General features: G+C 56.9%; 11 protein-coding genes. 3 read left to right on the forward strand and 8 right to left on the reverse strand.

Annotation, left to right across the window (positions count from 1 at the left end):
- Window positions 1–118 precede the first annotated feature (118 nt).
- Window positions 119–2,032 (reverse strand): sigma-54-dependent Fis family transcriptional regulator, encoded by a 1,914-nt coding sequence (locus Poly21_RS22385; protein ID WP_302120186.1) that lies wholly within the window; start codon window positions 2,030–2,032, stop codon window positions 119–121.
- Between the two features lie 281 nt (window positions 2,033–2,313).
- On the opposite strand from Poly21_RS22385, the gene Poly21_RS22390 reads away from it, so the two are divergent.
- Entirely contained in the window at window positions 2,314–3,141 is an 828-nt protein-coding gene (locus Poly21_RS22390) for an enoyl-ACP reductase FabI (protein WP_146409504.1), read from the forward strand.
- A gap of 5 nt (window positions 3,142–3,146) precedes the next feature.
- Here the strand turns inward: Poly21_RS22390 and Poly21_RS22395 are convergent, their stop codons facing one another.
- From Poly21_RS22395 to aroB, 3 genes are all read right to left on the reverse strand, one after another.
- Window positions 3,147–3,884: a class I SAM-dependent methyltransferase gene (locus Poly21_RS22395; protein ID WP_146409258.1), complete on the reverse strand. Its 738-nt coding sequence runs from the start codon at window positions 3,882–3,884 to the stop codon at window positions 3,147–3,149.
- A gap of 468 nt (window positions 3,885–4,352) precedes the next feature.
- Window positions 4,353–5,123 (reverse strand): carbonic anhydrase family protein, encoded by a 771-nt coding sequence (locus Poly21_RS22400; protein ID WP_146409259.1) that lies wholly within the window; start codon window positions 5,121–5,123, stop codon window positions 4,353–4,355.
- 396 nt (window positions 5,124–5,519) lie between these two features.
- Complete coding sequence (gene aroB, locus Poly21_RS22405) at window positions 5,520–6,632, reverse strand: 3-dehydroquinate synthase (protein WP_302120188.1); 1,113 nt, start codon at window positions 6,630–6,632, stop codon at window positions 5,520–5,522.
- A 181-nt stretch (window positions 6,633–6,813) separates the two neighbouring features.
- On the opposite strand from aroB, the gene Poly21_RS22410 reads away from it, so the two are divergent.
- A complete protein-coding gene (locus tag Poly21_RS22410) occupies window positions 6,814–7,497 on the forward strand; it encodes a hypothetical protein (RefSeq protein ID WP_302120191.1) in 684 nt (227 codons plus the stop codon).
- 224 nt (window positions 7,498–7,721) lie between these two features.
- Here Poly21_RS22410 and Poly21_RS22415 read toward each other — a convergent pair whose 3' ends face one another.
- The 3 genes from Poly21_RS22415 to Poly21_RS22425 form a co-directional block, all read right to left on the reverse strand.
- A complete protein-coding gene (locus Poly21_RS22415) occupies window positions 7,722–8,711 on the reverse strand; it encodes a collagen-binding domain-containing protein (RefSeq protein ID WP_146409506.1) in 990 nt (329 codons plus the stop codon).
- A 229-nt stretch (window positions 8,712–8,940) separates the two neighbouring features.
- Entirely contained in the window at window positions 8,941–9,150 is a 210-nt protein-coding gene (locus Poly21_RS22420; protein ID WP_302120193.1) for a hypothetical protein, read from the reverse strand.
- Between the two features lie 70 nt (window positions 9,151–9,220).
- The gene (locus Poly21_RS22425) at window positions 9,221–9,889 is read right to left on the reverse strand and encodes a tetratricopeptide repeat protein (protein ID WP_302120195.1); all 669 of its coding nucleotides are present in this window, start codon (window positions 9,887–9,889) and stop codon (window positions 9,221–9,223) included.
- A gap of 431 nt (window positions 9,890–10,320) precedes the next feature.
- On the opposite strand from Poly21_RS22425, the gene Poly21_RS22430 reads away from it, so the two are divergent.
- The gene (locus Poly21_RS22430) at window positions 10,321–11,313 is read left to right on the forward strand and encodes a hypothetical protein (RefSeq protein ID WP_146409261.1); all 993 of its coding nucleotides are present in this window, start codon (window positions 10,321–10,323) and stop codon (window positions 11,311–11,313) included.
- Between the two features lie 180 nt (window positions 11,314–11,493).
- Here the strand turns inward: Poly21_RS22430 and Poly21_RS22435 are convergent, their stop codons facing one another.
- Window positions 11,494–14,160 carry a coiled-coil domain-containing protein gene (locus Poly21_RS22435; RefSeq protein WP_146409262.1) on the reverse strand — a complete coding sequence of 889 codons (2,667 nt, stop codon included), beginning with the start codon at window positions 14,158–14,160 and terminating at the stop codon, window positions 11,494–11,496.
- Window positions 14,161–14,520 lie beyond the last annotated feature (360 nt).

Here is a 14,520-nt window from a genome sequence, read left to right on the forward strand (position 1 = left end):
GCGAAACACCGTGTCCCCTGCCAGCCACACTCCTAAACTGGTCCCAGACTGGGCCGCCAGTCTATCCTGAGCCCCGCGACACACGCGAAGCCTTCCCAGCATGCACAAAACACCTCCATCACTCCACTGTCGACATCCCCAATTGCCGCATTTTTCGATACAGATTCGACCGATCTAACCCCAGACGCCGCGCTGCCTTCGTCATGTTGCCATCACATGCGGCGATGACGGACTCGATATGCGCAACCTGAAACTCGCGTGTGGCGTCTTGAAGGTCTGGGGCCACGCCGTCGCCCGCGAGCGTCACCGCATTGCGGCGGGAGGACTCGCTTCCTTGAAGCATTAAATCCGCTTCGCCAATCGTGTCGCCATCGCTCAGGTAGGACACCCGCTCAATCGTATTGCGTAGTTCCCGAACGTTGCCCGGCCAGGGGTGAGCGAGCATCGCTCGGGTGGCCGATTCGTCGAGCGAAGGCACTGCCCGTCCAATTTCGCGGCAAAAATGGGCCAAGAAATGTTCTGCTAGCAGAATGACATCACTGCCTCGGCCCGCCAATGGCGGCAGCGTCAATGAGACCACGTTGAGCCTGAAAAATAGGTCTTCCCGAAATCGTTTCGCCGCGATCAATTCCTGCAGGGGTTGATTCGTCGCAGCGATGACTCGTGTATCGACTGGAATGGTTTGAGAACCGCCGACGCGAACTACCACGTGTTCCTCAAGTACACGAAGAAGCTTCGCTTGTCCCCCTAAACTCATGTCTCCGATCTCGTCCAGAAACAGGGTGCCGCCGTGGGCGAGTTCAAACTTCCCTGGACGTGTCCCTGATGCATCGGTGAAGGAGCCTTTCTCGTGACCGAATAATTCGCTTTCGAGCAACGACTCCACCAACGCTGCACAGTTCACGGCCACGAATGGCCCATTTCGCCGTTCGCTGTGGTAATGAATCTGCTGGGCGAGCACCTCTTTGCCCGTGCCATTTTGCCCTAGGATCAGCACGCTCAAATCTGTCGCGGCAACCTTTGCAGCTTGTTTGCGTAATTCGCCGATCAACGCATGTTTCCCGATCAACGGATTGGACTCCGCGGCCTGTGCGACCAATCGATCTCGCGTGCGAGTCAGTTGGACACGTGTTCGCTGCGAATCGATCGCGACGACCGCATGTCGTGCCAATTCGGTCAGTGTGTCTGCGTCGGATGTATCAAAGACGGGGCCGCGGTCTTTACCCGGGCTGGCGTTGATGGCTTCGAATACACCGGCAATCTGGTGGCGTGAATTGAGCATGGGCACCGCCACCAGAGATCGGGTGTGGAACTGCTGGGCTTGGTCGACCCGACGATTCACACGTCCCTCATCATCGCCGCCTGCGGCCCACCAGCACGGACGCCCCGATTGCAATACCTCGCCGACGATCCCCTCGCGATCGTCCACCTCGAGCACACCGCCCTCGATTCCAATCGCAGGCCGACCGATTAAACGGTGTTGGCCCTGGTCCCAAAGAAAGATGGTGGCCCGTTCGCAAGCGAGCACTTCGCAGGCGCAGCGAGCAATCGATTCCAGCAAGGCCTCATCACCATCAACCTGCTGCCACTGGGCAGCCGCCTGCAGCATTTTGCTCAGTTGCCACAGACGGCGAGTGTTATCGCGCCGATCACGCCGGAGCCGGAACCACTGGCCGAACGCCTTCGCCAATGACATCAGTCGTTCAGCAGGTGCGGGTTGGGATCCGATTGACAGGAGCATCGCCATGTTGGGCATTTCCCATGCCGCGTCGTCGCGGCCAGATTGCGCGCTATCGATCCCAATCGCCGCAAATTCGCCATCCACGACCACCTCACCCCGGTCAATCGCCTCGCCCGCGAGAGTCGGTGCGGACGGCCAGCTGGGACCGCTCCAGAAATCGATTACCCAGTCGCTACCGTTCTGCGAAACGACGCCGCATCGCACCGCCGCGTCGCGAAATGCTGCCGGGCGGCGTGCTTTCGGGGCACTGACTCCCTGTTGGAGCGGTACCCACGGGAGCAATTCGGACATGATTTCTTCCATGATCGCCTGGTCCGACGAGCGGCACATGTCTGGCATTTCAACGTCCCCGGAAGCGGCCGTCGAATCGAGCAATCGCGGATTATCTTGGGCAGTCGATGCGGGCCTTGAACTACCCCTGGGCGCTCTCGAAAGTGGATTGGGGGGGCCGATCACGTCGTTTTCCATTTTGGAGACTCAAGGATGCCTTGTGAGCACGCACGCATCCGGCGATGATAGTCCACCCCCACAGCAAAATTCGACCCAATCTAGCCGCAAAAAAGGTGATGGAAATGCAATTTGAAGGAAAAAAAGGACTTATTGTCGGTGTCGCGAACGATCACTCGATCGCTTGGGCTATCGCGCAGCAAATTCTCGCCGGCGGTGGGAAGTGTGGATTCACACATTTACCCGACCGTCCCGATGATGAAAAGAAAAAAAATCGACGTCGGGTGGCCAAGCTCACCGACCAGTACGAGGGTGCTGAATTCCTCCTGCCGATGGATGCTAACAACGATGACGACATTCGTAGTGTGATGGAGCATACCGAGAAGACCTTTGGCAAGATCGACTTTCTGCTGCACTCGATTGCGTTCGCAGATCGCGACGACCTCGGCCGGGAAACACTGCACACTTCCCGCAAAGGCTTCAAAATTGCGATGGAAGCTAGCGTGTTCTCTCTGATGGCGGTGACCGCTGCTGCCGAGCCGATCCTCGCACCGGGGGGGGCAGTGCTGACAATGACTTACTACGGAGGCGAGAAATGCGTCCCCGGATACAACGTCATGGGCGTCTGCAAGGCAGCTCTGGAGGCTTCGATGCGTTACCTTGCGTTCGACATGGGCGCCCGCAAGGTCCGCGTCAATGCGCTTTCAGCAGGACCGATTCGGACCCTCGCTGGACGCGCCGCAGGCGTCGAAGACATGCTGCAGATGTACGAACATATGGCACCGCTGGGCCGCAACGTGACCCACGAAGAAGTCGGGCGGACGGGCGCATTCCTGCTCAGCGACGATAGCACCGGTATCACCGGCGAAGTCCTTCACGTCGACGGTGGCTACAACGCCATGGGCAGCCCAGGTCGACTGCTCGACGAAATCAAAAAGTCGAAATCTAGCTGACAAGCTTACTCTGGCTTGCGAAATCGCATCAGGTAGTTTTCCTCGAACGAGTCTATCTCGATTTCATCAACGAACTGCAGCCCGGCCCCTTCGACCTCCTCGCGGAAGACGTCCTGGCCGGCACGCACGTGGCCGAGGATGAATTCCCGGGACGTGCCCGGGATGCGATGGAAGTCAATCAGTACCAACAGCCCACCCGGCTTCAGTGCCCGTTTGATAGATGCCAACATCTCCTCGTAGTTTTCGAAGTGATGGTACGTATCGCAAATGAACACGAGGTCCACTGACGCCGGTGGCAGGCGGATCGAAACATCGGTCCCCAGCACGGGCGTCAGATTCTTGATGCCATCGGCCGTCGCCTGAGCTGCGATGTGTTGAAGGAATTTGGGTGCTACGTCGACGCTGTATACCCAGCCATCCCACCCGGTCGAGCGAGCGAACAACCGGCTGTAAAAACCTGTCCCGGCTCCGATGTCAGCGATGCTTTCGCCCGGTTGGATGTCACAGGCTGCCAGCACCTCTTCGCGGGCGCTGTACACCTCGCGGCTCTCAACCTCAAAGCGTGACAACCACTCATCGACGTCGAGATCGGGATCTTGAAAGGTGGCATTGATCCCAGGTGGTATCTTCGTGCTATCGATCGCGGGAGCGACTGTGGAGTCCTGGCCAGTCGCCCCACGAGGGCCGATTGCAATCAAACTGGCGAGCAGCGATGTGGATACGAGAATGTATGACAGTCTCATGTTGGTAACTCATCTACGGAAGGGGGACTACTCTGCGACGATCATCAACGTGGCCGCAGATCGATTAAGAGTGTAACCTGAGTGGACCTGGACGGGCGACCTGGAAACCCAGTCGAGCGAAGGTCGGTCGTCAAGACTTTCCTCTCTCCGGTACGTGCACCCTCCGGGCTCGTCCAACAAAAGCCAGTGCGTTCAAAGCCAGTGCGTTGAAGCTAGTGATATTGACGTTTTTCTTTCCTCTCCGGCCGGCATGTCCAACCGGAAAGGAAGCCTCTAGCAGCCTGTTGAGTTCGCTGTCCGGATGCACAAATACCTACCGGCAGCACAAGCGAGGGACGAAATGGACTACCTCGCTGGCATGTGGGGTTAGAAAATCAACAGGCTTCAGGCCCAACAAGCGGGCGAGGTGAGCATCGAATATATTCGGCGATCATTTCCACGCCTCGCGTGCTATCCAATCGAAGTTGTTTACTCTTCCATGAAGGTGACGATTCCCGTGTCCATATTGTAGATCCCACCGACGATCTTAATCTCTCCCTCGGACTCCATGTCTTTTAAGATGGGGCTCTTGGCACGGATCGCGTCCATCGTCAATCGCACATTCTCTTCAGCTACCATGTGGACGAACTCATCGTTCGTACTGGATTTTTCACCGTCGTAATCAGCAAAGTGTGCAACGGCAGGTCGAATGTTTTCGAGCATCGAGGTGATGTTTCCCAGTTCGACATTGTCGATCGCGCCCTTGATCGCACCGCAGTGTTCGTGGCCGAGGACCAGAATGAGCTTGGAGCCAGAAACCCTGCACCCAAACTCCATGCTGCCGACGATATCGGTATTCTCGAAGTTGCCAGCGATCCGTGCTACGAACAGGTCTCCGATTCCACGGTCAAAGGCATCCTCGACTGTAATGCGTGAATCCAGACATGACAGAATGACGGCCTTCGGGAATTGACCCAATGCCGCTTCGCGAACCTGTTTCGAATGGTCTCGTTGGGTCAGCGTTCCAGCTGCAAATCTTTGATTGCCTTCCTTGAGCATCTGAAGAACATCATCGGGGGTCAGTTTGTCGCGTTCTTCCTCGGTCAAGACTCGCACCACGAGTGGTTCTTCAAATTCGGAGTCGGGAGCGGAGTCTGATTGGATCGCCTGAGTTTCGTTCTCGGTGCAACCAGTTGCATGCAGGCATGCCAAGCACGCGATCGCGAGTAGAGTGGAACCCAGGTGTGTTGATGCTGTCATGTTAGTGTCTCGTGTGTTTTGGTTTGTGTGGCGTTAATTTGAATGTTGCCAATCATACTCGATCGAAACCAATCACTTGCCGGGCAGAGTCAGGATCCAGGTAATTTTTAGTGACCTTTGATATCGACCGCTCGATCCTTAGCCCAACAGCCGTAGCAACGGCAAAATGGCTCGGGCGCGTTTTCGCAGGGCTGTCGGACGTTGACCGGCGTGCCCCGATCGTGAAACGTGAGCATCTTGACCAACGACGCGTGACGCACCGGTTGCATTTCGAGTATTTGTTCTCAACGCGATTTGATGAGTCGAATTGGCGAAACTCGTGATCCACTCGACACGAACGCACTCTTAGTTCGCGTTCAATCGGTGTGCGATTGACCCGTTGATCAAGTGAGGGATCTAGATCCACGCCTGAATCGCTGCGACGACGTTCTCTTCCGGTACGTCGCCCACGAGTTTGACGCTGCCAATGGACTCAGGAAGCACGAAACGCAGTTTTCCGTGGGCGACCTTTTTATCGCGAGCCATGATGGGGATCATTTTTGCAGGATCCGCTTCCGGCCAGCTCCTCGGTAACTCAGCTGCCTCCAAGAGTGCGGTCTGCCGAGTGAGCAACCCGGCATCGCAGTAGCCGAGATCCACGCTGAGACTCGCGGCCATCTGCATCCCAATCGCCACAGCTTCTCCATGCAGCATCGCGCCGTAGCCAGCAGTCGCTTCAATCGCGTGTGCGAAGGTATGACCGTAATTCAAGATCGCGCGCCGGCCGCTCGTTTCAAGTTCATCATCGGCAACGACACGAGCTTTCGATTGGCAGCTCCTCGCGATTGCTAGTCGCGTCGGTTCAGGATCACGGCGGATGATCGCCGCGATATTGGATTCTAAAAATTCAAAGAACTCAGCATCTTCAATCACGCCGTATTTGATCACTTCTGCCAGCCCACTGACGTATTCGCGTGTGGGCAGCGTGCTGAGAAAATCCGTATCGATCCAAACCAAATGTGGCTGCCAAAAAGCACCGATCATATTTTTCCCACCGGGCAAATTAATTCCGGTTTTGCCGCCCACGCTGCTGTCAACCATTGCCAGCAGTGTCGTCGGGACTTGGACGAACCGTAGACCCCGGGTGAATGTGGCGGCGGCAAAGCCCGCTAAGTCACCGATCACCCCGCCGCCGACCGCGATCACAACACTGCGACGATCCGTCCCGCAGGCGAGCAACTCGCCCCATAAATCGGTCAGCCGATCAGTTGATTTGCTCGCTTCGCCCGACGCCACTTCGAGGATGCTGACCCGCACGCCATGATGAGGCAGGGATTCAATTATGGCTTGGCCAGCCGACGCGGCAACCGATGCGTCCTGAATGAGGATCACGTGGGTGCAGTCCCCTATGGCCTCCGCCAATCGACTGGCGAAACCCATCTTATCCGTGCGAGAAGTCGCGCCACTCTGAATCGAGATTGGGTAGCTCCGCAGTCCAAGTTCCACTGTGATTTCGGTAGACGATTCCAAGGACCTGAGGCGAGATGGATGTGTATCAGGTTGAGTGGTTTCGGAGCGGGGAGGGATAGACACGGCGAGTATGCTAAAACGAGGAAATAGATGGAAGCTGGCTCTATCGTAACCTCGACCCTACCGATTGAGCGACCTGCCCAGATCTCGATGTTCCCCCACCTCTCAGCCGGAAGCAAAATTGTCTGACACACCCTCCACGCCCGACAAGCCGACCGCGTCTGCGGAAGCTCCAGTTCACGACGGTTCCGTTCCTAGAGACGCTGCTCAGGAATTTCCTGTTCAGGGAGCCCCCGCCCCGTCCGATCCGCATGCGGATAAGTACAACGATCCCCGGGCTCATTTTGGACGGAAAGGTTGGGCCGCTGTGGTGGCGATTTTGATCGGCGCGAGCATCTTTACCGCTGCGAGCATTTACGCCCGGCGGACGCGATTAGGCGAGACCACTCGTTTCTGGGGCGCGCCGACGATCGAGGCGCTCCAGCTTGGAGATCACGTGATGCTCTTACCACTGGAGGGAAGCGATTTCGAACCCGTAGAGCTGACGGCCTTTCCGGGTCTGGGGCACCTCCGCAAGGCGCTCCTCGATGAGCGGCACTACGATTGGAGCACAGAAACCAGCGACGGCGTGAGCGACTTTTGTGAGCAGGCCAGTGACGTGCAGTGTGTCCGCTTGGAATTCTCTGATCCAACGCTGCGACGCTTTCCCATGGCTCAGATTGATCTGGAATTGAATCACGGGGTGGTTGGCCCCACCGACCAGTCGAGGCGGGTGAGCGTCAATGATCGCGTCCGGCCCGCGTTGAAGTATCAGATTGGTTTACTGACGCACATCAAACAAGAAAGCTACGACCATCGCGACTGACCGCGTCATCGTCATGACGTCATCAAAGCCATAGATTCGCTGAAATAACAAAAATAGACCACGCTCATCAAACCCAGACGCATGTCGGATAGCGAGCGGGAACCTGGCGGATGATTGAGCGTCGCGAAGCCAGCTGTCAAGAGATCATCAGCAACACCGGTGCTTGGCCGCACCGGGCTAACACACATGCGTCACTACGATAGAAAGACGAGCGACGGGGCCACTCACGCAGCCTTCCGCTGTTTGCGGATACGTCGACGGCGGCCGATGAGCGCACCGCACAGAATCAAACCCACCGACGCAATCGTCGCCGGTTCGGGAGCTGCGCTGGTGCTCGTCGGAATTGGTGGCAGTGCTAGTGAAGGTAGGTGAATTTCACCACGAAGATTGACATCGTTGGCGACGACGGTGCCGCCCATCTGAGAATTAAACGTGATGCTGGCGTCCGGCGCGATCACGGCTCCACCAATGCCATTTCTCAGATCCAGCGTCTCGGTGCCAGGGAAATACCAGACAATTTTTTGCTGAAACGATTTTTGGCCGAACTCGTTATTGAATGCATTGAACGACGAACTCGCCTTGATGCTCTCCATTTTATACTTGTCCGTCGCGTCGAAATCCGTCACCCGGAATAGAAACAAGTCAGCAGACAGATCACCCATCAGATCAGGTCCACCATTGCCCATGAAGAATTTCAGGTCGACGTCAAACACCGCGATGCCATCTACTGGGGTACTGGTGAACTGCGACGAGTTCATCCCCAGCTTGACCATGCTATTGGCGGTAAGGCTGTCGAAGTAATCCGTCGTGCGGGCAACTTCCGCTCGCGCGTCAGCAACAATGCCTGCAACGGACTTGTCGTTGTACGAGATCGTGTTCGGCGAATTGACGTTGTTGACTCGACCACTCGCCGAGCCTCCAACCCTCACGTTTCCATTGTTCACGTGGGTTTCGCTCAAGATCTGGCCGCCCACGACAAGACCATCTGCACTGCTAACGCCGGGCGTCTTTGCCAGACTGGATGTCGCACCCGACTGCATTGCGAGAACTTTGGTGCCACCACTGATGTTTCCACCCACCAGCACTCGTCCATCGACATGCTGGTTACCAGTCACGTTTCCAAATGCAATGAGATTAAAGTCACTCAGCACGCCAGCGGACGCAGACACGGACGACAGTAAAACGGCAAACACAACACCCGAGTAACGAAACATCTACGTTTTCAAACTTTCAGAGCAATACGTATTGAGAGCGAACAACCCGATGTGGGCCTTCACGAAAAAGAACGGTCAACTAGTACGCACGTACTCACCAAGAAAAATCACCCGATTGGCGGCGGATCTGATTTCCACGTCGTGCACCGGCGTACGGCGGCGTTTCTCACGCAATGGGCGGGTTATACACGCCATGGTCCAAGGGATTCGCATTGATCCCGGCCATGTTTTATCGCGGTGGTTCGCGATGGACACTCGGGGCTGCGTAAGCGGGGCGAACGCCGTTAAGGATTGCTATCCCGCTACCCCCAGCGATGATGGCGACTGCGAGCCAGACACCGCGCGCAGCGGGTTTACCATACTTGTCATGTACGTACTTTACTGAGCGAATTTCGTAGGGGGCCGCCCAGGGCCCGATCGCAATCGCGGTGGCAGTCACCGAAAAGAGGAGTGCCAGGCAACCGACAAGAACTTCATCCGTACTCAAAGCGTATCTCAATTCTCGGCGTTCAAACGTCGCTTTGGCGGAGTTGGCGTCGGATCTGCCGGCGCTGCATGCGGGCGGTTTCGAGATCCGGATTGATCGCCAAACAATGATCAAGGGCTTGCAATGATTTCTCTAAGTGACCATTCAAATAGCGAATTTTTGCCAAACTCTGCCATGCCAGATAATGGAACCGACAATGCCAGAGGCAGTTCTGATAAGCCTGCTGAGCCCGCGAGAAGTCTTCGAGTCCGTGCCAACAGATGGCTAGCTGATGATGGGCCTCGGAGTAGCAGGGCGCCTGATCGATTAAAATCATCGCCGGGGACAGCGCCGCAGCATATTCACCCCCATCATTGAGATGCATTACACGAAGCAATTGCTGGTGATGCAACGGAGCAGCGTCACGAACCAAAACGGCACGGAAAGAGTCGTCCGCGACCAAGCGGACCCCGCGATCGGAGTCTGAAATCGCTCGTCCCAAAGCGTCGACGCTGCAGCGGTCGCCAAGCATCCCCAAAGCTAGCGCCGCAGCACGACGTTGCTCGACCTGGCCGCGACTCAGCAAAGCATTGAGTGTCGCGGCGGTGTAGGATTCGTCCACCTCATGAGCAAACCGACACGGATCAGCTGACTGCAGGTAGCGCCGGTAGGCACCTGCTAAACGCGTGGTGTGGACAAGAGGTTTCGTCATGTTGGTTTCCAAGGGGTCGGTATATTCGATGCAGGCATCCAACAGTGGGGGCAAGCCGAGGGATTTGGCTTCAAAATCTCCCCCCGTGTGACCCTTCGATGTTAGACTGATCAGGCTGACAGGCAAGACAACAAATGAAAAAAGAATTTGATCGAAATTCAACCGGATTTGCGCAAACCGCATTCTTTTTGCTGGCGGTTTGGGGCTCGGTTGCGCCGGCATCAGCGGTTGGGCAGCCGCCCCCAAACAGCGTCCTGGCCTGCGAAACGCTGGTTCAGACCGGGATTACGCTGAGTGTAACGCAACAGCCGCTCGGCGAGCTACTACCGCAACTCCTCCCTCAGGCTAGCCGGGAGAATGTTTCTAATCGCGGTCCATGGCCACCGATCAGGTCACTTTGGCTTGACAGGCAAATTGACCCCGGAGTCCACGTGAGTCTGACCGCAGCGGCTACTCCGGCCGCCAAAGTGATTCTAGAGGTGGCGGAAATGAATGATCTCGCCGTCTTTCCGCTCCCTGGCGTGCTGATCGTCGGACGCCCCGACTGGGTCGATTCAGCGGTCAGTCATCTGACGTCCAATGAGTCCTCTCCGGGCGATCTGATTTCGGTGCGATGGCCGACGGGCAGCACCGCGGCCGAGGTTTTGGCACTGCTGCTCGCCGCCCCAGCCCGTTCGAAAGGCAGCCAAGTTGTGACGGATTTGGCATCCATCGTCCCCACAACTGCTGATGCAGGCAGATCAGATCAGGTGCCCAGTTGGCTGCCCCATGACATCTGGACTGCCGGTAGCCTGGTCGCAGTCGACCGGAGGCTGGCGGTGGAGTTGCTGCTGGCCCAGTTTCGGAACGCCCTCCGCCGAGGGACACGGCTGGAAACACTTACCGCCCGGGGGGGCGGCGTTGACAGCAGCGATGCTCTCGGTGAGGCCGTGTCAGCGCCCGAGGGCGTACTGGCCTGGTCCGCATTGCCTACCGAGCGTCCGTTTACCTTGGCGTATCCCTCCGGTGACGGGGCCCTCGCGATTCGCTCCGCGCTGTCAAAATCCCATCCCCGTGCCTCCATTGGCATGGTGAAAAATCAGCTGTTGGTCAACACGACTGCTGAGAATCATCGTCTGGCAATTGCGACTCACTGGCGCGCGGCCACGGGTGAGCCCGCGGCTGCCAGACAAGGAAATGTTGGAACCGTGCCGGTGTTTGATTTGCAGTTGGTCGACAAACCGGCCGTGGAAGTCCTCCGACAACTCGCCCAGGCGGCGGGCAAGAGCTTTCAGGTCGACGAGGCAGCGGAATCGGCAGGGAATACACCAGTGACGCTCGATGCCAAGAAGAAAACTCTGCAACAGCTCGCCCAACTTGTCGCGGAGAAAGCTGGATTAGAGGTGCAGTGGGGCGACACCGACGTCATCGTGAGGGCGCGATAACATCGTCAAGATCAGTTCACTCGTCTACCAAAACGAGGGCATGGCTGATGTTGGGGTGTCCAAGAGCCTGGCCCACCTGCACGCCCCCAACTTGATCCACTCGCAGCCTCGGCATGTTGTTTTCCATTACCTGGTGTGGCGAACTTCAACGGCGAATCCAATCGTTGGTTCGGGTGGTGGTCAGGCCGCTTTGCTCTGGTCGGGCGAGGAGTTCGTATTGAGTGCAGGAACGTTCGCTCGCTTGCGGCGGAGATCTCGCATCGCAACGGCGTTCTCGTGCAATTGACCTTCGATTTGGCGCAGCCGATGCTGCATCGCTGCGTTGGCGTCGAGGCTGGCGTCGAGCTCAGCCGACACGCGGTGGAGCTGTTCTTGCAATTCCACGCCGTGAGCTTGCAATGCATCCGCCTTCGCTTGAAACTCGGTCGCCTGCACTCGGTACTCCTGGGCGCGTTGAAACCTCTCCGTAGCATTCTCTAGGTCGTGCTTCAGGTGATCGACGACACTGGTCTGGTCGGCAAGTTGCACGAGAATCTGCTGCTGGTGCTGGTTCAGCAGAGAGATCTGACCATCACGATCCTCGATTTCACCGCGCAGTGTGGCAACGACGTCGCGGTTGAGCTGCAGGTCGTTCTGGGCAGCTGCTAACGCTGTTGACTTTTCCGCTACGAGCTCTCGAAGTCTATCCAGTTCGTGACCGCCTGCACGGAGTCGTTCGGCTTCGGCGAGATGTCGACCGATCGCCTCTTTTTGCTCGTCGATTTCTTGTTCGAGATCGACGATCCGTTGATCTTTTCTGCTGATGGTGTCTTGGAGTTCCTGTGACTGCGTCTGCAATGCGTTACCACTGAGCTGAATTTCGGCTAGCTTCGATTCGTATTCTATTCGAGACTGGCTGGCCTCGGCGAGCTCCGCTAGGAGCGATTCGGTTCTCGCCTCCATTTCGCTCATCGCTGTTTCGGCCGTCACCCGCCCGTCGATTGCAGTCTGTATTCGCGAGGTTCGCTCATCGAGTTGGTCCAGTAGCTCGTCATGCTCACTCTGCAGCGTTTGTACCTGAACGGTGGACTCATTGAGTGATTTCTCAAGTCGCTCGATCTCTGCTTGATGCGATTCAAATTGGATTGCTTGTTCGCGATTGGCTTCGATTGCGACAGCGTGTTGATCACGCAACATTCCGTATTCTTGCTGCAGTTCAAGGTATTTGTCTTCATATTGTCCGGCCTGTGCATCGTCAGTCGCTCGCTCGCTGACGAGTCGATCTCGTTCCTGGAGCAGATCATCGTGCTCTGCGGACAGATGGGCGTTCCGCGCGGTCACGATGTCCAACTCAACCTTGAGTTGGTCTCGCTCGCTGGAGAGTTCTGCCTCTCGATTGACGAGTTGAACTTGTCGTGAGACGGCCTCGTCACGCTCGGTAACTAGCTGGGATTGCTCCTCCGCAATTGCTTTTAGATCCTCAGCGACTTGATCACGCTGGCCAACGAGTTCTTCCCGCTCACGGGTAAGTTGATCACGTGTACTGAGCAGTTCATCGTGCTCTGACGCTAGGAGCGTATGCTGCTCGGTGATTGACGTCAGCTCCTCCAAAATTCGGTCACGCTCGCCAACGATCTTATCATGCTCACTGGTAAGCTGGTCTCGTTGTTGGAGAGTCTGGCAGTTTTCTGTGGTCAGTACGGTATAGCGTTCGGTAACAATTGCCAGTTCGGCGGTGAGTTGGTCTCGCTGGCTAGCAATCCCATCATGGTCATTGACGAGCTGTTCCCGTTGTTTGACAAGTTCATCACGCTCGGTGACAGTTTGATCTCGTTGGACAGTGAGTTGGCCGTGCTCTGCTAATAGTTGATCATGTCGACGCTGGATGTCATGACACTGATCGGCGAACTGGTCACGCTGGCTGGCGGTTTGGTCGAGCTGTTGGCTTGCTTCGTCGCGAAGAGTGATGAGTTCGTCGCAGCGACTGCGCAGCTGCTCGATTTCCACAGTGAGGTGCTCGCCACGACGGCTGCTGAGCCCGGCTTCGTGGGCGTCTTGTTCCCGGAGCTGAGCGAGGTGATCGCGTTCCTGCTCCAGCTCGTCACGCTTGGTTCGGATTTGGTCGTACGCGTTGCTTAGTTCATCACATTTTTCGCTGAGCCGGTCTCGCTGCATCCGCAGCTCGTCTCGATCTTCGGTGAGCTTGATGCTGGCAACTTGATGATGGTCTCGCTCACTGACCAGTTGATCGTGACGCTGTTGGACGCCTTCGAGTTGAGAGCGAAGCTCGCGAATGTCGTGTTGAAGGCTTTCGTTCTTGGTGGCAAGGCCATTGCCACGCTCGCGTTGTTCACTGAGTTCAGAGCTCGCCGCCTGCTCCGCTACCGCCTGTTCCTGGATTGTCTTGGCTGCTTGTTTCAGCTGAGTGTCGGAGGCCTGGAGACGCGTCTGGAGATCAGCGATTTCTCGGCTAGCGGTCTCGGCTTGGCTAAGGGAGACATCGCGTTGCTGCTGTGCATCCCGGCAGGCAAGTTCGTAGCGACTCTGCTCGGCGTGCAGTTTCCCCAGCTCACTCTGCAGCGCATCGGCACGTTCGGTATGGGTGGCTAAGGTTTGACGGAGCGATTCAGCTTCGCCACGATGCCGATTGGAGTTCACCTCAAACGCTTTGGTATCACGCGACAAGAGAATGAATTTGCGTTTACGACTACGGGCTGCTGCCTTTGCCCGGCTGTACTTCGTTTCGGCAGCCTTAATCGCTTGAAGATCCCGACTGCGATCGCGATACCACAACAGATGGCCAATCAGGATGCCCCCCATAAACAGCATGAAGACGGATATGAACGAGCTTCCAATCCAAGTACTCATCGGCGACTCCACGGGCAAATGCGCGCCTCGACGGAGGCCACTCTATTGGTTTTAGCTGGCATTTATCGAGCCGGCCGATTTGGGGACATTCCTGCGACCGGAGCCGCAACCAATTCGGGCTGTATCAACTTTACCGCTGCTCTGTCCAGCCCAGCCCATCGCTAGAGCGATCGATGGTTCTAGTTTGACTGACACGGCGGATCGAGTGATCCGTTACCGGGGAGGCACGCGGTGGCACGAGTGGGGGACACGAGTGGGGGACACGAGTGGGGGACAGGGCATTCCAAGCGACCCGAAGCCCCTAAAATGCCTATAACCGCTTATTCCTACCATTGTCGCCGACGACGAGGCGGTAGTGAC

The organism is Allorhodopirellula heiligendammensis (assembly GCF_007860105.1).
GTDB classification, from domain to species: domain Bacteria; phylum Planctomycetota; class Planctomycetia; order Pirellulales; family Pirellulaceae; genus Rhodopirellula; species Rhodopirellula heiligendammensis.

Excerpts from the sequence above, each read along its gene's own strand:
- Poly21_RS22390 (WP_146409504.1), top strand. The coding sequence starts at position 2,314 with ATGCAATTTGAAGGAAAAAAAGGACTTATTGTCGGTGTCGCGAACGAT.
- Poly21_RS22395 (WP_146409258.1), bottom strand. The coding sequence starts at position 3,884 with ATGAGACTGTCATACATTCTCGTATCCACATCGCTGCTCGCCAGTTTG.
- Poly21_RS22425 (WP_302120195.1), bottom strand. The coding sequence starts at position 9,889 with ATGACGAAACCTCTTGTCCACACCACGCGTTTAGCAGGTGCCTACCGG.
- Poly21_RS22400 (WP_146409259.1), bottom strand. The coding sequence starts at position 5,123 with ATGACAGCATCAACACACCTGGGTTCCACTCTACTCGCGATCGCGTGC.
- Poly21_RS22415 (WP_146409506.1), bottom strand. The coding sequence starts at position 8,711 with ATGTTTCGTTACTCGGGTGTTGTGTTTGCCGTTTTACTGTCGTCCGTG.
- Poly21_RS22435 (WP_146409262.1), bottom strand. The coding sequence starts at position 14,160 with ATGAGTACTTGGATTGGAAGCTCGTTCATATCCGTCTTCATGCTGTTT.
- Poly21_RS22385 (WP_302120186.1), bottom strand. The coding sequence starts at position 2,032 with ATGTCCGAATTGCTCCCGTGGGTACCGCTCCAACAGGGAGTCAGTGCC.